At 30.0% G+C, this 18,436-nt stretch carries 17 protein-coding genes and 4 tRNA genes; 10 read left to right on the top strand and 11 right to left on the bottom strand.

Annotation, left to right across the window (positions count from 1 at the left end; genetic code table 11):
- Nucleotides 1–136: 136 nt before the first annotated feature.
- The 3 genes from BLV71_RS01025 to BLV71_RS01035 are packed head-to-tail and all read right to left on the bottom strand — an operon-like array spanning nt 137 to nt 4,214.
- Entirely contained in the window at nt 137–1,171 is a 1,035-nt protein-coding gene (locus BLV71_RS01025; RefSeq protein ID WP_093868747.1) for a DUF4405 domain-containing protein, read from the bottom strand.
- A gap of 3 nt (nt 1,172–1,174) precedes the next feature.
- On the bottom strand, nt 1,175–3,355 hold the full coding sequence (locus BLV71_RS01030; protein WP_093868748.1) for a DUF5916 domain-containing protein: 2,181 nt from the start codon (nt 3,353–3,355) through the stop codon (nt 1,175–1,177).
- The gene (locus BLV71_RS01035) at nt 3,345–4,214 is read right to left on the bottom strand and encodes an SMP-30/gluconolactonase/LRE family protein (protein WP_143032744.1); all 870 of its coding nucleotides are present in this window, start codon (nt 4,212–4,214) and stop codon (nt 3,345–3,347) included. Before BLV71_RS01035 ends, BLV71_RS01030 begins: the two co-directional genes overlap by 11 nt.
- 481 nt (nt 4,215–4,695) lie before the next feature.
- Between BLV71_RS01035 and BLV71_RS01040 the strand changes: the two genes are divergently transcribed.
- The 8 genes from BLV71_RS01040 (at nt 4,696) to BLV71_RS01075 (ending at nt 8,645) form a co-directional block, all read left to right on the top strand.
- Nucleotides 4,696–5,502: a sensor histidine kinase gene (locus BLV71_RS01040; RefSeq protein ID WP_176974324.1), complete on the top strand. Its 807-nt coding sequence runs from the start codon at nt 4,696–4,698 to the stop codon at nt 5,500–5,502.
- Nucleotides 5,480–6,178, top strand: coding sequence for a LytR/AlgR family response regulator transcription factor (locus BLV71_RS01045; protein ID WP_093868751.1), 699 nt, complete (start codon nt 5,480–5,482; stop codon nt 6,176–6,178). The genes BLV71_RS01040 and BLV71_RS01045 overlap by 23 nt, the downstream gene beginning before the upstream one ends.
- Before the next feature lie 240 nt (nt 6,179–6,418).
- Nucleotides 6,419–6,491, top strand: a tRNA-Gly gene (locus BLV71_RS01050).
- A 45-nt stretch (nt 6,492–6,536) separates the two neighbouring features.
- Nucleotides 6,537–6,609, top strand: a tRNA-Gly gene (locus BLV71_RS01055).
- Nucleotides 6,610–6,654: 45 nt separating this feature from the next.
- Nucleotides 6,655–6,727: transfer RNA gene (locus BLV71_RS01060), tRNA-Gly, on the top strand.
- Nucleotides 6,728–6,772: 45 nt separating this feature from the next.
- Nucleotides 6,773–6,845: transfer RNA gene (locus BLV71_RS01065), tRNA-Gly, on the top strand.
- A gap of 270 nt (nt 6,846–7,115) precedes the next feature.
- Nucleotides 7,116–7,352, top strand: coding sequence for a hypothetical protein (locus BLV71_RS01070; protein WP_093868752.1), 237 nt, complete (start codon nt 7,116–7,118; stop codon nt 7,350–7,352).
- A 72-nt stretch (nt 7,353–7,424) separates the two neighbouring features.
- The gene (locus BLV71_RS01075) at nt 7,425–8,645 is read left to right on the top strand and encodes a radical SAM protein (protein ID WP_093868753.1); all 1,221 of its coding nucleotides are present in this window, start codon (nt 7,425–7,427) and stop codon (nt 8,643–8,645) included.
- A gap of 43 nt (nt 8,646–8,688) precedes the next feature.
- On the opposite strand, the gene ettA is transcribed toward BLV71_RS01075, so the two are convergent.
- The 8 genes from ettA to BLV71_RS01115 form a co-directional block, all read right to left on the bottom strand.
- Entirely contained in the window at nt 8,689–10,380 is a 1,692-nt protein-coding gene (gene ettA / locus BLV71_RS01080; protein WP_093868754.1) for an energy-dependent translational throttle protein EttA, read from the bottom strand.
- A 33-nt stretch (nt 10,381–10,413) separates the two neighbouring features.
- On the bottom strand, nt 10,414–10,590 hold the full coding sequence (locus BLV71_RS01085) for a CAL67264 family membrane protein (protein ID WP_093869210.1): 177 nt from the start codon (nt 10,588–10,590) through the stop codon (nt 10,414–10,416).
- Between the two features lie 112 nt (nt 10,591–10,702).
- Nucleotides 10,703–12,730: an NADPH-dependent 2,4-dienoyl-CoA reductase gene (locus BLV71_RS01090; RefSeq protein ID WP_093868755.1), complete on the bottom strand. Its 2,028-nt coding sequence runs from the start codon at nt 12,728–12,730 to the stop codon at nt 10,703–10,705.
- Between the two features lie 128 nt (nt 12,731–12,858).
- Nucleotides 12,859–13,434 carry a phosphatase PAP2 family protein gene (locus BLV71_RS01095; RefSeq protein WP_093868756.1) on the bottom strand — a complete coding sequence of 192 codons (576 nt, stop codon included), beginning with the start codon at nt 13,432–13,434 and terminating at the stop codon, nt 12,859–12,861.
- A gap of 1 nt (nt 13,435) precedes the next feature.
- Nucleotides 13,436–14,476 (bottom strand): peptidylprolyl isomerase, encoded by a 1,041-nt coding sequence (locus tag BLV71_RS01100; RefSeq protein ID WP_093868757.1) that lies wholly within the window; start codon nt 14,474–14,476, stop codon nt 13,436–13,438.
- An 89-nt stretch (nt 14,477–14,565) separates the two neighbouring features.
- Nucleotides 14,566–15,297 (bottom strand): FKBP-type peptidyl-prolyl cis-trans isomerase, encoded by a 732-nt coding sequence (locus BLV71_RS01105; RefSeq protein ID WP_093868758.1) that lies wholly within the window; start codon nt 15,295–15,297, stop codon nt 14,566–14,568.
- 6 nt (nt 15,298–15,303) lie between these two features.
- Nucleotides 15,304–15,831, bottom strand: a complete 528-nt coding sequence (gene gldI / locus BLV71_RS01110; protein ID WP_093868759.1) for a gliding motility-associated peptidyl-prolyl isomerase GldI — start codon at nt 15,829–15,831, stop codon at nt 15,304–15,306.
- Nucleotides 15,821–16,849, bottom strand: coding sequence for a DHH family phosphoesterase (locus BLV71_RS01115; protein WP_093868760.1), 1,029 nt, complete (start codon nt 16,847–16,849; stop codon nt 15,821–15,823). Before BLV71_RS01115 ends, gldI begins: the two co-directional genes overlap by 11 nt.
- Nucleotides 16,850–16,928: 79 nt before the next feature.
- Here BLV71_RS01115 and BLV71_RS01120 point away from each other — a divergent pair, with 79 nt between their 5' ends.
- Together BLV71_RS01120 and BLV71_RS01125 are read left to right on the top strand one after the other, a co-directional pair.
- Nucleotides 16,929–17,933, top strand: coding sequence for an alkaline phosphatase D family protein (locus BLV71_RS01120; RefSeq protein ID WP_093868761.1), 1,005 nt, complete (start codon nt 16,929–16,931; stop codon nt 17,931–17,933).
- 61 nt (nt 17,934–17,994) lie between these two features.
- Nucleotides 17,995–18,414 carry a nucleoside-diphosphate kinase gene (locus BLV71_RS01125; RefSeq protein WP_093868762.1) on the top strand — a complete coding sequence of 140 codons (420 nt, stop codon included), beginning with the start codon at nt 17,995–17,997 and terminating at the stop codon, nt 18,412–18,414.
- Nucleotides 18,415–18,436 lie beyond the last annotated feature (22 nt).

Consider the following 18,436-nt stretch of genomic DNA (forward strand, 5'->3'; position numbering starts at 1 on the left):
TGTCTTTTTATACGCTACGTTTCATACACAAGACCGTTACCTGCAAGTATGACCCGTCCTGAAATACGACTACAGCCTAAAGTCTATCTTAACCTGTAACCGTATTTCAGGACTAGACAAAGTTCATTTCTTAAAATTATTTAATCACCTTCACAATACCTCTATCAATAATATCTAAAGCCGTTGTTATCTTCGACATCTCTTTAAATAGCTTACCATTTTTACCAGAATGATGGCTGTGTCCAATTGGTTCAAAAAAATAATTTTTTGAAGTTTTTATCTTATCTAAATAAACATCAATAGCATATACAATTGCGGGTTGGCCAACTCTTCCAGAACCACTATAAATACTATCATTTGGAAAACGATCTTTACTGTAATATTTATTCCAATTAAATGACTGATTGACTTCCATTAACACTCTAAATTTATTTAACTTTCCAATCTTTGCTTTTGAATTAATAATAAAATCATCTGTTGGTGTTGCTCCTGAAACAGCGTCTATATCATAAGATTTCCCTAACGGAATGTATAATCCGTCTGAAGCTCTAATCCCTCTTTTATGTGCCCAATACGGTAATGACTCTGGTCTACGAACAATTGCTGATTTCCAAATTCCATTTTCATTTTTCTGACCATTTACATATTTACTTGTAGCAATTGATTTAGGTACAAATAAACTTTCAATATAATTACCATCAATATCTTCAACCCAAACTACCATCATTGCGTAACGAAACGCATCACCTTTCTTTACATCAATTTCAACCGAAATATCATTAAGTTCTTTCTTTACAGTAATACTTTGCTTTCCATCCTCTAATGTTTCTTTTCCCTGTAAACTATTCCTGTACTCATTCCCAAAATCATATATTGTATTAAACCCTTTAATATTAAAAAATAATCCCATTAATAATATCCCAGTTACAAATAATAACCCTACAGAATGAGTATTTAAAAAGTTATTTTTTGAATTTATACTATACATTTTTAGGGATTTTATATTATTAATAATGTGAGAAATCACCCCTATCGAAAACAAAAAACCGAAAACTGTATGTATAGAGGCTATGGATTTGTTATAAGGTTTTATATACATCAAAACTCCAGTTACACCTAATACTAAAAACAATACAGCAATGCTGGTACTTATTAATTTTCTTAACTTCATATTCTAAAAATCAAATCTATAATTAACCTTAAATGCTATGCCCCAATTGGTTCTTGTAACCTGTTCATTAAAATTATCTGTCACTACAAAATAGATATATGACAATGGTTTATATTCCCATTGTAAACGACTATTAATGTTAAAGTTATTTCTCTGTGTGTTATACTGTACATAAGTTGTCCAATTTAAACGATTACTAAAAAACACTTCACCTGTAAATTGAGCCAAATGAAAGGTTTCTTTTCCTAGATTATAAAGATTAATATTGTTTAAAGAATAATTAATATTTAATTGTGCAAATGGTAAAAGTCTATAACCTATTTCGGAATTAAAACCACTTCTTTTTCCGTTAAAATATCCACCGTAAAAAACTTCGGTACCATAATATATATTTTTGTTACTTGAACGGTTATTGTAACCAATTTTAATATCGAAGATATTGTAAACATCTGGTTGTATAGGTTTTCCATTGTTTAGAATATCAAACCCATATTGAAGATTGAAGTAATTATGTGTTAAGTTGAAATATAAAGATGATAAGTTCTTCTTAAACCAAATCGAATTCCCAATTACTGTAGACATCTCGGTAAGCTTCCCCTCTCTATTCCAAAATGCATCATTTACTACTGATAAATAACGAAAACGGTCTATCGTTTTAGATTTTGTAGGATAGTACGTTTTCTGAAAAACAAAATACGAATCTAAATATGATTTTCTAATAACTTGATTGTTTATAGCATCGTAATTATAAAGTCTAGGTGTAAACCCCACATCTGTTATAAAATTTTTATCTACCGTTTTAAATGCTCCCTTGGCATATGTCTTTCTTGAATTATATTGTCCTTCAACATTGAAAAAACTATTATCAGATTCAATCTTATTACTTAAGCTCTTACCATAGTTTGTCTGTGCAGACCATAGCTTGTTATTTGATTTATAGTTTAAGTTTAAACCAAAAACACGGTTGTAATCATTTTTAAATTTGACTCCGTTAGTTTGCTGTCTATTAACCCAATAAGCAGTAGTAGTAAAGTCTCTTGATAATTTATGCCGACCAACCACAACCGCATAATTTTGCGCTTGATTTCCTCCAGTTTTTTTGGTTTGAGCACTTAAAATTCCGACACGTGTGTTTGGAGAAATATTTCCCGAAAGTTTTAATCCAAATTGCATATCTGTTGTAGCTCCAATTATTCGAGAATAAAACGGATTAACTCCAGAAGTTCCTAAATTATTAAACAAATCACTATTTTCTAAAAAAAAGTTTCGCCGCTCAGGAAAATTAATCGCAAAACGTGTTAAATTAACTACCTGTTGATCAACATCTACTTGCGAAAAATCAGGATTAATGCTAGTCTCTAACCTCAAAGAAGAAGTTATATTATATTGCGCATCAATACTTGGTTTAAAAGTAGACTCTTGTATGCTCTTAGTAACATCTTTTTCAAAATTATAAGTTACTGATGGTACTAACACAAATTTTGATGTATTTGTTTGAGGTAAATTTTGAATAATTACATCTTCTGTAAAGCGTAAATCAAACTGAAAAAAGTTGCGTGACATATCGGTATAAGTCATCCATTTATTAGTCTTAAAGTCTCTGTAAAAAAATTGAACACCCCAAGTATTGTTATTTATATCAAAATTTAAAGCTTTAAACGGAATTTCTATTTCGTATATTTTTTTAGTGCCCTTAATCCCGGTTTTCGAATACCAAACTGAGTTCCAACTTTCATTAAAACTGTAATCAGTTCCATTAAAATCTACCAAAGCATCTACTTGAGTATTTCCAGTGTTTAATGTGAAATAATAACCGTTATTTTCTTTGTTGAAGGGGTCTAATACTATTCCAAAAGCATCACTACTCACAACAGCATCGCCATGATTGTCGCGTTTTAATGTGCTAATTTTACTTTTTGATGTTGTATCATGATATACTACCCCTATGTATAGATTTGTCCCATCATGATACATTCTAACTTCAGTTTTATTTTCTGATTTACCTGTATCATTAGGGTAATAATTATTAAAATTACTAAATACTTGTGCTTTTTGCCACATTAATTCGTTTAACTTTCCATCTATCTTTGCTGATTTATTAATAAAATGAATTGTTTTATTTTGTGAATATCCATAAATACATATACCAACGATTGTTAAAAAAGTGAATAGTTTAGTTTTCATCTGTAAGTTTATAAGCAATTAATTTATGCTTTAACATAGCAGGTACTAGTATCATTTTTAACTCTGGTATATAAGTAATATCAGCAGCGTTTACTTTTTCTTTAGTAGTATTTAAAAGTAAGATTTTAGTACCGTTTTTAGTTACATAATGTATCATTCCCTCCCAACTGGATATTAAATAATCACCGTTACCTATAGCTACAATTCCATCTGGATTAGATATATTTTTTGCTATTATTTTTGAAGTTTTTGTTTTTAAATTATAACTGCTTATAGTTTTATCACCCAAACCAATTAGTATATTCTTATCTTCATAAAGCACTCCGTTTGGCCATTCTAAATTATTCTTTAAGATGATTGCCTTTCCTTTTTTCAATGCAAATAATTTTCCGCTTTTTGTACCACTCCCATAAACGGTTCCATCTTCACTTACAGTTAAATCATTGATCCGCTTTGTACCTTCAATTTTATACTTCTTGATAATCCTTGATGTAATAAGGTCTATTTCTAAAACTGTATCAAAATCAGCAACGAATAATTTATTTTTATATATAGTCATTCCGGTTGGCCCTTCAATTTTATCAATCCATTTATGACTTATAATTTCACCATTTAAATCTATTTTACTTATAAACCCTTTCCCATTGGGTTTTAACCAATGCCCGTTAATACAGGTAACATAAAGTATATTATTAGTCTTATCATAAATAACCGATTCTAAATCATTTAAAACTGTATCGGTTTCCCATAGTTTTGTCAATTTTGGATTCTTTAAAGTTTTTGTGAAACCTAATTTTTGTGGCATACACGATTGTAGATAAAAAGTAGTGATTACTACGAAAATTAAAATAGTTCTCATATTTGTAATTGTTTTATACCCCAAAACTATAACTTACTTAAATTGTAATTTTAAAAAGAGGACAAATCTTCAATTTTTGTACACATACTTCCTATAATACATTTATAACCCTTCAATACTTGTCTGTATTCTCTTTTACATTGTTTGTACACTAATTACTAACAATAACTTGTTTTTATTGTACTTTTATGAATTGAAAATGAAGCGTTTTTTAAAAATATTTAATCTCTCTATTTATAAGTACATACTCTTTTGGATCGTGGTTTTCTTGTTTTACACAACATCAGCAAGAGAACGGTTTGGTACTACCGAAGAAGTTCTAGTTACCTATACTTTTCATGTACTGTATCAAATAATAATTGCTTATACTATTTTGCATTTTATTATACCTTATTATAAAAAGAATAGAAGTATTTTAAAACTCTTACTTTTAATTATTCTAGTATTTTTCGTTATAAACTTTTTAAATGTTTCGATCCGAATGTCTTTTCTTGAAAAAGCATATCCCGATTGTTATAAGGTATTTTTAGACAACAACGGAAACATTACGTTTTGGGAACGCATATTTGATGTAAAAACAATTTTCATTCATTTGCCCCTGTTTTATTTACAACCTTTATTCTTTTTAGTTGGTCTAACATTTTATGAAAACCAATACAAACTTTCAAAAATTAGAGAACAGAAAAAAGAATTGGAATTAAAAGCATTAAAGCATCAGTTAAACCCTCATTTTTTATTTAACACTTTAAATAACTTGTACGCTATGTCTGTTGAAAAATCAGATAAAGCACCAGAAGTCATTGAAAAACTTTCTAGTATATTAGATTATATGTTATACGGAAGTGATACTAAATTTGTACCAATTTATAAAGAAATAGAACTTATTGAAAATTATCTGGCCTTAGAACAAGTACGTTATGAAGATAGAGTTTTAGTATCATTTAAAAATTCGATAACTGAAAATTATAAAATTGCACCTTTATTATTACTAACCTTTATTGAAAATGCATTTAAACATGGTGTTAGTCAGGAATTAAAAATGGCAACCGTTAAAATTAATTTATCGACTGATGATGATCATATTTTTTTTAATATTTTTAATACTAAACCTTTATTAAACATCGAAAAATCAACTAAAAAAAAATCAATTGGTTTAACTAATGTAGAGTTACAACTTAACTTGTTATATCTTGACTCTTATGATTTAAAGATTGAAGAAACTTTAGAAAGTTTTTCAGTAAATTTAAAACTCAAAAAACAAAAAAATGTATACGTGTTTAATAATTGACGATGAAAAATTAGCAAGACAGCTCATTGAAAACCATCTCGCCAAGATTGAAACATTTAAAGTTGTGGCTTCTTGCAAAAGTGCCATAGAAGCTATCAATATATTAAACATTCAACATATCGATTTACTTTTTTTAGATGTTGAAATGCCTGTTTTATTGGGTACAGATTTTTATAAAAACCTTGTACAAAAACCTAAAGTAATTTTCACAACTGCTTATCGCGAATACGCTGTTGACGGTTTCGAATTAAATGCCATTGATTATTTAGTAAAACCTATAACATTTAGCAGATTTTTTAAAGCAATTGAAAAGTTTTCAGCATCACAAAATAGTAAAACAGAGATACAAATCAATGATAATAAGATACAAAATAACAGCTATATTTTTGTAACAGAAGATAGAAAACAAGTAAAAATTCTTTTTGACGAAATACTATTTATTGAAAGTATAAAAAACTATATTAAAATTAAAAAAGAAAATAAATCACATCTTGTCAAATACAGTATATCTGCATTTCAAAATGTTTTAGATTCTCGTTTTCTTAGAGTTCATCGTTCATTTATTATTAATAAAGATAAAGTAACTGCCTATACCAAACATGATATTGAAATTGGAAAGATTGAAATCCCTATTGGAGAAAGTTATAAAACAACTTTAGTTAATCAAATTACATAATGAAAATCAAATAAATATTTACAGGAATTTTCGTAAACTACCTATCCAAAGGGGGGGGGGAGAATATTATTTATAGTTTTACTTCAGAATGCTTATCTAAACTAGCACAACTTACTTTATATCTAAAGCCATAACATTCATTTACTGAAAGTTACCTATACTGGTAATAAATTCTATTAAAAACCCAAAAAAAACTCTTGTAAATTCTAGAAACTATATTATATTTGCAACCGCTTTACTGCGGGAGTAGCTCAGTTGGTAGAGCGTCAGCCTTCCAAGCTGAATGTCGCCAGTTCGAACCTGGTCTCCCGCTCTAATTAAAATAGTACAAGGAATTGTACAAAAATCTTTACCAAATGCGAGAGTAGCTCAGTTGGTAGAGCGTCAGCCTTCCAAGCTGAATGTCGCCAGTTCGAACCTGGTCTCTCGCTCTAATTAAAATAGTACAAGGAATTGTACAAAAATCTTTACCAAATGCGAGAGTAGCTCAGTTGGTAGAGCGTCAGCCTTCCAAGCTGAATGTCGCCAGTTCGAACCTGGTCTCTCGCTCTAATTAAAATAGTACAAGAAATTGTACAAAAATCTTTACCAAATGCGAGAGTAGCTCAGTTGGTAGAGCGTCAGCCTTCCAAGCTGAATGTCGCCAGTTCGAACCTGGTCTCTCGCTCAAAAACCGAAACAATATTGTTTCGGTTTTTTTACTACATAAAACTTAGGCCAATACAATACTAGCTTAATCTTCTCTTAGAATAAAAAACACACTCCTTTTATTCTTGCTTATTATCTATTAATTTAAAATTAAATAAAAAAAATGGGTAATACTATAAAGCTCCTCATACTAGTTAGAAAGAATAATTATTAAATGCGCATTTAATAAAATTGAGGAAGCTGAAAATCATTAATAGAGTAAGCACGATAATAAACAAATACTAATACAATGAAAAAAAAGTTTTTTTTACCTAAAGGGTTAGACAAATTTTCAAATTTAGAAATTAAAAGTTTAGACAAGTTTAAAGGTGGTGCTATCGGTCCAGTTACTGATGATATTATTTACATACCAACAGGTGGTGGAGGTAGACGTTGTCCAGATGGAATGGTTTGGTCTGAAACATTAAGTAAATGTGTTACTAGAATTGCAGTTGAAGAAAAGAAAGAAGTACGATTCAGCATGTAATTTAAAGTATAGGGAATTATATCTGAATGTTAGATATAATTCCTTTTTTATAAACTTAACCTATCTAATATTATGATTTTCGATGCTTTAGTTTTAAAAGTTGCTAGTAGATGTAACTTAAATTGTTCCTACTGTTTTATGTATAATCTTGGTGATACAACCTATAAAAATCAACCAAAATTTATGTCAGACACTACTGTAGACAATATTTTAAAGAAAGTAAAATCATATATCCTAAAATTTAATAAAGAAAAATTCACTTTCCTTTTCCATGGTGGTGAACCTTTACTAGCTTCTGAAGAATTTTATAGACTCTTTATATCGAAAGCCAATCAGTTACAAAAAAACCTTGATAAGGTTACTTTTTACTATGAAATGCAAACCAATGGTGTACTTATTAATGACAGCTGGTTGAACTTGTTTAAAGAACTTAATATTTATCCTAGTGTTAGTGTTGATGGAACCCCAAAAGCACATGATATGTTTAGAGTAGATCATAAAGGTAAAGGGAGTTATGAAGACGTTTTTAAGGGAGTATCTCTTCTTAAAAACAAAATGGGACACGCTGATATAGCTTGTGTAATTAATACAAAGGAGAATCCAAAAGAAACTTACGATAGTTTTAAAAAAATGAATGTAAGCTTAGTGAATTTCTTAATTCCTGACTATACTCACGATAATTTCCCTTTTAACAAGGACAAAAATACAATGTCAAATTGGCTAATTGAGTTATTTGATATCTGGATTAACGATCCTGAAAGATATAAAATACCAATGTTTATCGGTTTTATTAATAGCTTACTAAGAATTACTGAAAATACTGAAAATGAATCAAAAGTATTAGTCATAGAAACTAATGGTGAAATAGAAGCTATCGACTCATTAAAAGCATGTGGTAATGGTTTTACTAAAACTGGGTTAAGCATAAACAACAATGAGTTTTCAGATATAAAAAACTCTCCTTTAGGAAGTTTATATTTTGGAAGCCATGGAAGTAAATTGTGCAACCAATGTATGGAATGTCCTTTAAACGAAATTTGTAAAGGAGGACGATTAGTTCATAGATATAGTAAGAAAAATGGTTTTAACAACCCTTCAGTGTACTGTAAAGACCTTATTACTTTCATAGCTCATATTCAAAATTACTTTATGAATACACTTCCTGAATTACATAAAGAGGAAAATATTGAAGCTATTAACCCTTCTGAAATTATTGAATACCTAAATACGATTCCTTCAAGATCTTCACATTCTTATTCTAAAGAATTAGAAGCATTTTCAAATAGTATTTAAGAAAAAAAAGACTGTCTTTAAAAGGACAGTCTTTACATTTTATTTATCTAATTAATTTTTTATACTTAATTCGTTTAGGCATTATATCACCACCTAAGCGTTTCTTTTTATTTTCTTCATACTCAGAAAAAGATCCTTCATAGAAATAAATTTGACTATCTCCCTCAAAAGCTAAAATATGAGTACAAACTCTGTCTAAAAACCATCTATCATGGGAAATTACTACAGCACAACCTGCAAAATTCTCTAAACCTTCTTCTAAAGCTCTTAACGTATTAACATCTAAATCATTGGTAGGCTCATCTAAAAGTAGTACGTTTCCTTCTTCTTTTAAAGTCATTGCTAAATGTAAACGATTACGTTCACCACCAGACAATGTGTTTACTTTTTTATTCTGCTCGCTCCCTCCGAAATTAAACCTACTTAAATAAGCTCTAGAGTTCACCTGCTTACCTCCCATCATTACCAAATCTTGTCCTTCAGAAAAGTTTTCCCAAATTGATTTTTCAGGGTCTATATTAGAATGCGCTTGATCTACGTAGGCTATTTTAGCAGTTTCACCAACATTAAAGGTTCCAGCATCAGGAGTTTCTTCACCCATTATCATTTTGAAAATAGTAGTTTTACCAGCTCCATTTGGACCAATAATACCGACAATTCCAGCTTGAGGTAAATTAAACTCTAAGTTTTCATACAATAATTTATCTCCAAAAGCTTTAGAAACACCTGAAGCTTCAATTACATTAGTACCTAATCGTGGTCCGTTAGGAATATAAATTTCAAGTTTTTCTTCAGTTTGCTTTTGGTCTTGACTCATTAATTTCTCATAACTCTTCAAACGTGCTTTTTGCTTTGTTTGTCGACCTTTTGCTCCTTGACGTACCCAATCTAACTCTCGTTCTAAAGTTTTTTGACGTTTTGAAGCTGTTTTACTTTCCTGAGCTAATCTTGTTGATTTTTGATCTAACCAAGATGAATAGTTTCCTTTCCAAGGAATTCCTTCACCTCTATCTAATTCTAAAATCCAACCAGCTACATTATCTAAAAAGTATCTATCGTGAGTAACCGCAATAACTGTTCCTTTATATTGTGCTAAATGATGCTCTAACCAGTGAACAGACTCTGCATCCAAGTGGTTTGTTGGCTCATCTAATAATAAAATTTCTGGTTCTTGAAGTAATAATCTACATAAAGCAACTCTACGACGCTCTCCTCCTGATAAAACACCTATTAATTTATCTGAATCTGGTGTTCGTAAAGCATCCATTGCTATTTCTAGCTTGGTATCTAATTCCCATGCATTCGAAGCATCTATCTGATCTTGAAGTTCAGCCTGACGAGCCATTAACTTATCCATTTTATCAGCATCAGAATATACTTCTTCTAAACCAAACATGTCATTAATTTTGTTGTACTCATCAAGAATTGCAACCGTTTCAGCTACCCCTTCTTTTACAACTTCCATTACTGTTTTAGTTTCATCCAGTTGAGGCTCTTGCTCTAGGTAACCAACTTTATATCCTGGTGAAAAAGTTACATCACCTTGATAGTTTTTTTCAACACCAGCAATGATTTTTAATAATGTAGATTTTCCTGATCCGTTTAAACCAAGAATTCCAATTTTAGCTCCATAAAAGAAACTTAAATATATATCTTTTAAAACTTGTTTTCCTGTACTTTGATAGGTTTTAGAAACCTTATTCATCGAAAAGATTACTTTCTTATCGTCACTCATTATAATTATTCTTTAAAAAATTAGTGGATATTATTATACTCTACCTTTTAGTGCATTAAACACCCATGCATTTGCAAAAAAACCAAGACCAACTGCGCCAAATCCATACCCTGCTATTTCATCGTATTTAAATACTGCTAAAGTTACAAGTAAAATCCCCATTAAAATCATTATCAATGTAGCCCAACCAAGAACTGTGTTTTTATTCATTGCCATTCTATTGTATTTTGTAATAATATCACAAATATCGGTAAATATTTAGATTTATCAATAAATTCAGGTTTTATAAAAAAGAAATCCTGCAAATTGCAGGATTTCTTTTTTATAATTTAGCAGCTAATCTGCTACCTTGATTTATAGCTCGTTTGGCATCTAACTCAGCAGCGACGTCAGCTCCTCCAATTAAATGAACATTTACTCCTTTTGCTTCTAAAGGCTCGAACAACTCTTTAAAAGGAACTTGACCAGCACAAATAATTACATGATCGACCTCTAATATCTTTTCTTCTTCATTTTGAGTATAATGTAATCCTTGATCATCTATTTTCGTATACTGAACTTCATTTATAAACTGTACATTCTTCTTTTTTAAATTAGCTCTATGAATCCAGCCAGTAGTTTTCCCTAGATTTTTTCCGAATTTACCTTTACTTCGTTTAAACATAAATATTTCCCTTGGTGAAGGATGAAACTCAGGCTTAACACCTTCAATACCACTTCGTGCTCCCATTGTTTTATCAACTCCCCACTCTTTTAACCAAGCATCTATATTTTGACTTGTGCTTTCACCTTCGTGAGTTAAATATTCAGAAACATCAAAACCAATACCTCCAGCTCCTATAACAGCAACTCTTTTACCTACTGTTTTTTTCAATTTTAAAACATCGATATAATTTAATACTTTTTCATGATCGACACCTTCTATTCTTGGTGTTCTTGGAGTAATACCTGTTGCTAAAATTACTTCATCAAAATTACCTTTTGCTAAATCTTCAGCTGAAACCCTTGTATTTAATTGAATGTTTACATTATGTATTTCAAGCTGTTTTTTAAAATATCTAATTGTTTCGTAAAACTCTTCTTTTCCTGGAATTTGTTTAGCGATATTAAACTGACCTCCTACTTCTTTATCGGCATCAAAAAGTGTTACTTCATGACCTCTTTGAGCTGCAACAGTAGACGCTGCTAAACCTGCAGGTCCAGCACCAACAACCGCTATACGTTTTTTATTATTTGTAGCAGTATAATTTAATTCTGTTTCATGACACGCTCTAGGATTTACTAAACAACTTGCTATTTTCTTTTCAAAAACATGATCTAAACAAGCCTGATTACAAGCTATACAGGTATTAATTTCATCATCTTTTTCTTCTTTAGCCTTATTCACCCATTCTGGATCAGCTAAAAATGGACGAGCCATAGAAATCATATCTGCATGCCCTTCTGCCAAAACCTTTTCAGCTACATCTGGCATATTAATACGATTAGATGTTATTAAAGGAATAGAAAGCTCTTCTTTCATTTTTTGAGTAACCCATGTAAAAGCTGCTCTAGGCACTGAAGTTGCTATTGTAGGAATTCTAGATTCATGCCATCCAATTCCTGTATTTATGATTGTAGCTCCTGCCTTCTCAATTTCTTTTCCTAATTGAACTACTTCTTCCCATGAACTACCATTTTCTACTAAATCTAACATTGACAAGCGATAAATGATAATAAAATTCTCTCCTACTTCTTCTCTTATTTTACTTACCAATTCAACGGCCAAACGAATACGATTTTCATAAACACCTCCATAGGTATCCTCTCTCTTATTTGTTCTTTTTACTATAAATTGATTAATTAAATACCCTTCGGAACCCATAATTTCTACTCCATCGTAACCAGCTTCTTGAGATAATTTAGCACAATTAACAAAATCTTTCACTGTTCTTCGTATTCCAGATTGCTTTAAAGCAAATGGTTTAAAAGGATTAATTGGTGCTTTTATTTTCGAAGGAGCTACTGTAAATGGATGGTACCCATAACGACCAGAATGTAAAATTTGCATACAAATTTTCCCTCCTTCTTTATGTACAGCTTCAGTTATTACTTTATGTTCTTTAGCATGTTTTTTTGTACTCATTCTTGCTGAAAAAGGTGCTGTCCATCCTTGAATGTTTGGTGCTATTCCACCCGTAACTATCAATCCAACTCCTCCTTTAGCCCTTTCAGCATAGTAAGTCGCTATCTTTTCAATTCCATTCTTCTCTTCTTCTAAACCTGTATGCATCGACCCCATTAAAACTCTATTTTTCAAAGTTGTAAATCCTAAATCTAATGGCTCAAAAATATGTTTGTACTTAGTCATGATATAATTTTTTATTATTTTTATTATGCATGCATAATAAATGCAAGATACTAATATTTTAAATATCTTATAAATAAATAGAGCATTTTCAAATGAAAATGCTCTATTTATTCTAATTCTACTATTTACTAACTATATTTCTCCTTAAAAACAGCCTTAAACAATAGCTTGTATAACAGATAAAAAACAGTTCCAATAAGTGCACCTGTTAAGTAACCTGACGTTACATCTACTGGATAATGAACCCCTAAATATATTCTACTATACCCAAAAATTACTGGAAATATAAATAACAAGTATATTAATTTAGTTCTGTTTCTAAGCAGGAACACTATAAATACAGTAAATGCTGAAGACAGTGATGCATGCCCAGACCAAAAACTATACCCTCCCGGCTTATATGAAAATGTTCTTAATAACTGCTGTAAGCTTTCAGTATTACAAGGCCTTAATCTCTCTGAATAGTTTTTAACTAAATTTGTAAACTGATCAGAAAAAGCAACTAATAAAACTAGGAATAAAAAAGTAAAAATTCCTTTTTTGAATCCTAGATATTTAAATATTAAAAATAAAATAAAAGCAAATAAAGGAGCCCAAGTAAATTGATTAGTTATTGTTAACCAAAAACCATCATATTGCTCACTTCCTAAATTATTTAAAAAGATTAACAGCTCTCTATCTTTTTGTAAAATACTCTCTACCAAACTATTTACCTACTTTTAAAACTTCAACTTCAAAAATCAAATCAGATTTCCCAATTATTGGCCCTAATCCATCTTCACCATATCCTAGATAATAAGGAATAAAAAACCTAGACTTATCACCTTCCCTCATCGTTTTAACACCTTCTTTCCACCCGGCAATTAAATCCATTTCATCTATTATAAAAGTAAATGGCCTGCCTTTATCTATACTCGAATCTATTTTTTTCCCATCTATTAAATAAAGTGTGTAATGAACTGTAGTTGGAATAGCAGGATTCACTTTCTTACCTTTACCTTTTTGTAATGATAATATTTTCAATCCAGACTCAGTAGAAATAGCTTTATCTATTCCCATTTTTTCTAGATACTTCTTTTTTAATTCTTCTAATATTCTTTTGCGTTCCTCTTCTTTTTGAGCTGCATTTGCTAATTCATTTTTGAATACTATTGGGGCATCAAATTTCTTTGCCTCTTTACCTACTCTAATAATTTCAATATGATTTATATAATCATTTTTCTGAATAGTATCAACAATAGACTGTCCTTTTTGCACCATTCCAAATATAGAATGCATTCCATCTAACCAAGGTGTAGCTTTGTGCGTAATAAAAAACTGACTTGAATTTGTGTTTTTACCTGAGTTAGCCATAGATAAAACACCTGCTTTCTCATGTTTATAAATTAATTTTCCTTCGGCATCCATTGGAAACTCATCTCCAAATTTATATCCAGCATTACCACCACCAGTTCCTGTAATATCTCCTCCTTGTATCATAAAATCTTTAATAACTCTATGAAATTTTGTTCCATCAAAATAAAGCTTTCCTTTTAATGAATCGGTTACTTTAGGATTGTCACCTTCTGCTAAAGACACAAAATTAGCAACTGTCATTGGAACTTCTTTATCATGAAGTTTAATTAATATATCACCTCTATTCGTCTGTATATCAGCATACAAACCGTTTTCTAAATCTGGATATTTTATTGTTTTACAAGCAGTTAATACAACTGTAATAATTAATAAATATTTTACTAATTTCATTTCTCTATTTTTAGTTTAGCTAAAGTACTAAAAAACAATTAGGCTAGTGAATTCACTAGCCTAATTGTTTTTAAATATGTTGTGATAAATTACTTAATTTCTAATAATTCTACTTCAAAAATTAATGCAGAAAATGGTTTTAATAATTTACCTCTTTGTTGAGGTCCGTAAGCCAATTCTTGTGGTATAAAGAATTTGTATTTAGCTCCTGGTTTCATTAACTGTAAACCTTCAGTCCAACCTTTAATTACTTGCCCTACTCCAAATTCAGATGGCTCTTTTCTTTCTACAGAACTATCAAAAACAGTACCGTCAATTAAAGTTCCGTGATAATGTACTTTAACTCTAGAGTTAGCCTTAGGAGTATCTCCAGTACCTTCTTTTAAAACTACGTATTGTAATCCACTAGCAGTAGTAACTACTCCACTTTTAGTTTTATTATCAGCTATAAACTTTTCGTTTTCTTTTTTATACTCTCCAAATTCTTTTTCAGCTTTCTTAGTTTGCTCCTCCTGCATTTTTTTCATTCTCTCTTGCTGTTGTTTTTGGAAATAGTTACGTAAAACAACGTTTACATCTTTATTTTCCATTAACATATTAGTAGAATCCATTCCGTTTTTAAAACCTTGAATAAATAAATCATTATCCATGTCTTTAAAGTTAGCCCTTATCTTTGTTGCCATATCTAAACCAATAGCGTAACTTACTGAATCTACCTCAGATGTTAATGAACTTTTAGTTTTTGTTTGACCGCTGCCATTACTACAAGAAGCTATTGATAAGCCTATAATTGAAGCTGCTAAAATTTTAGTTAATTTCATTTTTATTTATTTGTTTTTAATGTCAATTAATGTTACTGTACTTTGTATAGGCTGATTTACACCTATTTTATTTCCATCACCAGTAATACCATAAGCTCTGTATGAAGGGATCACAAATGTAATGGTTTCTCCTATTTTCATCAACTTTATTCCATCTTGTAAAGCAGGAATAAAATCTTCTTTATCTATTTTGTATGTTCTTTGTTGTTTTTCGTATATAATATCACCAACCATACTCTTTACATTATACTCTATATCAACAAATTGCTCAAATTTAGGAGTATTACTTTGAAGCGTATCTTTTTTTACATAATAGTACCAATACCCTTTGGTACTTTCAATAAAATCATGAATTGTATCTTTAGATATCCATAACTCTATACGCTTTTTTTGTAGGTCGTTTATTTTTTTATTCTCTTTTAATACTTCTTTATAAAAGTTTTGTGTGCCATGCTTCTTAGGTCTTCTTGCTTTGGGTTCGTTACAAGAAAACAGTATAATTACTACTAAAAAAAATACACTTTTATACTTCATAAGATGTTTGTAATTCGTCAATATATTGAGGTAATAACGATTTAAATTTAGCAATCGTATCTTCCATATTTAATTCACTTTTTCCTCCTGACGCATTATCATGTCCTCCTCCATTAAAATAATTTCTTGCAAATTGATTTACAGAAAACTTTCCTTTAGACCTGAAAGATATTTTTATGATCCCCTGCTCTTCATCTTCTATAAAAATAACTCCAAATACAATTCCTTTTAATGATAAAGCATAATTTACAACACCTTCAGTATCTCCTTTCTCATAATTAAACTTCTTTTTTTCTTCTTGTGAAAGTGTTATAAAAGCTGTTTTATATTCTGGTAAAATTTCCAAATTACTCAACGATTGTCCTAATAACAACAATCTGCTATACGTGTTCGAATCATTAACATTGCTATGAATTTTATCATTTTCCGCTCCTTTATCTATTAAATCAGCAATAATTCTATGTGTTCTACTTGTTGTAGAACGAAAACGAAATGAGCCTGTATCTGTCATTATACCGGTATATAAACAGGTAGCAATGTGTTTATCTATCATATCCACATCTTCCATCATCTCAATAAAATTATATACCATTTGACAAGTTGAAGACATTGACGTATCAGAATACATATACGTAAAATCATCAGGCTGTTGATGATGATCAATTAATGCGAAATCATTTTCATACTTTTCTAAAGTATTTTGCATGTCATGACCAACTCTATGCAATGCATTAAAATCTAATAAAAATATAATGGTAGATTTTTTTAATGCTTTTACACTTTGGTTATTCTGTCTGTCAAATCTATATACAGTTTCAGAGCCAGGAATCCATTGTAAAAAATCAGGATATTCATTAGGCATTAACACTTGTGCTTTATGCCCTTTTTTATCTAAATAATGTTTTAAACCTAATGTAGATCCAACTGCATCTCCATCAGGATTTCTATGCCCTATTATTACCACTTCTTGAGGCCGTGATAAGAATTCTTTTAATTCCTTAAATTGTTTCAAAATCATAAGTGGCGAAGATACAAATTAATGTTTTATTAATCTTTTTGTCCTTTTCTTTTTGTTTCTTTCAGAAAAAATTAAACACATGATTCGTTATAAATTTATTTTACCATTTCTAGTTTTATTATTTACTACTAACTCTTTCTGTCAAGAGAAATTCACCATTGCTTTTGGTTCTTGTAATAATCAAAATTTGCCAAATCCTTTTTGGCAAGACATCACTTCTTTACAACCTAATGTATGGATATGGGGCGGTGATAATATTTATGCCGATACTAATAGCATGCGTAAAATGAAAAGATTATACACTCAACAAAAAAATCGCTTCTTTTATAATAAATTAACTAAAACAACTCCTATTTTAGGAACTTGGGACGATCATGATTACGGAAAAAATGACGGAGGATTCGAATACAAAAAGAAGAAAGAAAGCCAACAATTATTTTTAGATTTTTTAGATGTTCCTGAAAACTCTCCTAGAAGACAACAAGAAGGAATTTATCATACTAAAACCTTTAAAACAAAAAACAATAGTGTTAAAATAATAGTATTAGATTCTCGATACTTTAGAACTAAACTAACAAAAGGCACTGGAAGTAAACGATTCCAACCTAACACTCATGAAGATGGTTCTATTTTAGGAACTCAGCAATGGAAATGGTTAGAAAATGAATTAAAAAACTCAAATGCTAACTTTAATATAATTGTAAGTAGTATTCAAGTATTATCAAAAGAACATGGTTTTGAAAAATGGGGAAACTTCCCAAATGAAGTAACTAAACTTTTTAAGCTTATTAAAACTTCAAAAGCAAAAAATGTTATTTTTCTTTCAGGAGACAGGCATATTTCTGAATTTTCTAAAACTACAATAAAGGAAGTTCCGTATCCAATTATCGATTTTACTTCTAGTGGATTAACACATTCTTACACTTCTTTTAAATCGGAAGAAAATAAATTCAGAACCGGAAAAGTTGTAAGTTCTTTATCTTTTGGTGTGTTATCTATTGATTTAACAAGTAATAAAGTTGTTTTTCAAATGCGAGGTAAAAACAATGCTATCCTTCAAGAAATCGGTCAAACGTATCCTTAACTTGTTAATAACATTAAAAAGTGTATTTTTGCGCCGATTAAAAAACAAGAAGATTATTAAGATGGCAACAAATAGAACTTTTACAATGATTAAACCAGATGCAGTTGAAAACGGACATACTGGTGCAATTTTAGAAAAAATTAATGCTGCAGGATTTAGAATTGTAGCTCTTAAAAAAACACAAATGACAAAAAGTGATGCTGAAGCATTTTATGCTGTTCATAATGAGCGTCCATTTTTTGGTGAATTAGTTGAATTTATGACTCGTGGTCCTATTGTTTCTGCAATTTTAGAAAAAGAAAATGCAGTAGAAGACTTTAGAACATTAATTGGTGCTACAAACCCAGCTGAAGCTGCTGAAGGAACAATACGTAAAATGTTTGCTACTTCAATTGGTGAAAACGCTGTTCATGGTTCAGATTCTGATGAAAACGCAGCTATTGAAGGTGCTTTCCATTTTTCTGGTAGAGAAATGTTTTAATTAAAAGCATTAAAAAATATAA

It is taken from the genome of Tenacibaculum sp. MAR_2010_89, assembly GCF_900105985.1.
GTDB lineage: Bacteria > Bacteroidota > Bacteroidia > Flavobacteriales > Flavobacteriaceae > Polaribacter > Polaribacter halocynthiae.

Excerpts from the sequence above, each read along its gene's own strand:
- BLV71_RS01115 (WP_093868760.1), bottom strand. The coding sequence starts at position 16,849 with ATGATTTTGAAACAATTTAAGGAATTAAAAGAATTCTTATCACGGCCT.
- BLV71_RS01125 (WP_093868762.1), top strand. The coding sequence starts at position 17,995 with ATGGCAACAAATAGAACTTTTACAATGATTAAACCAGATGCAGTTGAA.
- BLV71_RS01070 (WP_093868752.1), top strand. The coding sequence starts at position 7,116 with ATGAAAAAAAAGTTTTTTTTACCTAAAGGGTTAGACAAATTTTCAAAT.
- BLV71_RS01085 (WP_093869210.1), bottom strand. The coding sequence starts at position 10,590 with ATGAATAAAAACACAGTTCTTGGTTGGGCTACATTGATAATGATTTTA.
- BLV71_RS01025 (WP_093868747.1), bottom strand. The coding sequence starts at position 1,171 with ATGAAGTTAAGAAAATTAATAAGTACCAGCATTGCTGTATTGTTTTTA.
- gldI (WP_093868759.1), bottom strand. The coding sequence starts at position 15,831 with ATGAAGTATAAAAGTGTATTTTTTTTAGTAGTAATTATACTGTTTTCT.
- BLV71_RS01035 (WP_143032744.1), bottom strand. The coding sequence starts at position 4,214 with ATGAGAACTATTTTAATTTTCGTAGTAATCACTACTTTTTATCTACAA.
- ettA (WP_093868754.1), bottom strand. The coding sequence starts at position 10,380 with ATGAGTGACGATAAGAAAGTAATCTTTTCGATGAATAAGGTTTCTAAA.
- BLV71_RS01105 (WP_093868758.1), bottom strand. The coding sequence starts at position 15,297 with ATGAAATTAACTAAAATTTTAGCAGCTTCAATTATAGGCTTATCAATA.
- BLV71_RS01100 (WP_093868757.1), bottom strand. The coding sequence starts at position 14,476 with ATGAAATTAGTAAAATATTTATTAATTATTACAGTTGTATTAACTGCT.
- BLV71_RS01030 (WP_093868748.1), bottom strand. The coding sequence starts at position 3,355 with ATGAAAACTAAACTATTCACTTTTTTAACAATCGTTGGTATATGTATT.
- BLV71_RS01040 (WP_176974324.1), top strand. The coding sequence starts at position 4,696 with ATGTCTTTTCTTGAAAAAGCATATCCCGATTGTTATAAGGTATTTTTA.
- BLV71_RS01045 (WP_093868751.1), top strand. The coding sequence starts at position 5,480 with ATGTATACGTGTTTAATAATTGACGATGAAAAATTAGCAAGACAGCTC.
- BLV71_RS01090 (WP_093868755.1), bottom strand. The coding sequence starts at position 12,730 with ATGACTAAGTACAAACATATTTTTGAGCCATTAGATTTAGGATTTACA.
- BLV71_RS01120 (WP_093868761.1), top strand. The coding sequence starts at position 16,929 with ATGATTCGTTATAAATTTATTTTACCATTTCTAGTTTTATTATTTACT.
- BLV71_RS01075 (WP_093868753.1), top strand. The coding sequence starts at position 7,425 with ATGATTTTCGATGCTTTAGTTTTAAAAGTTGCTAGTAGATGTAACTTA.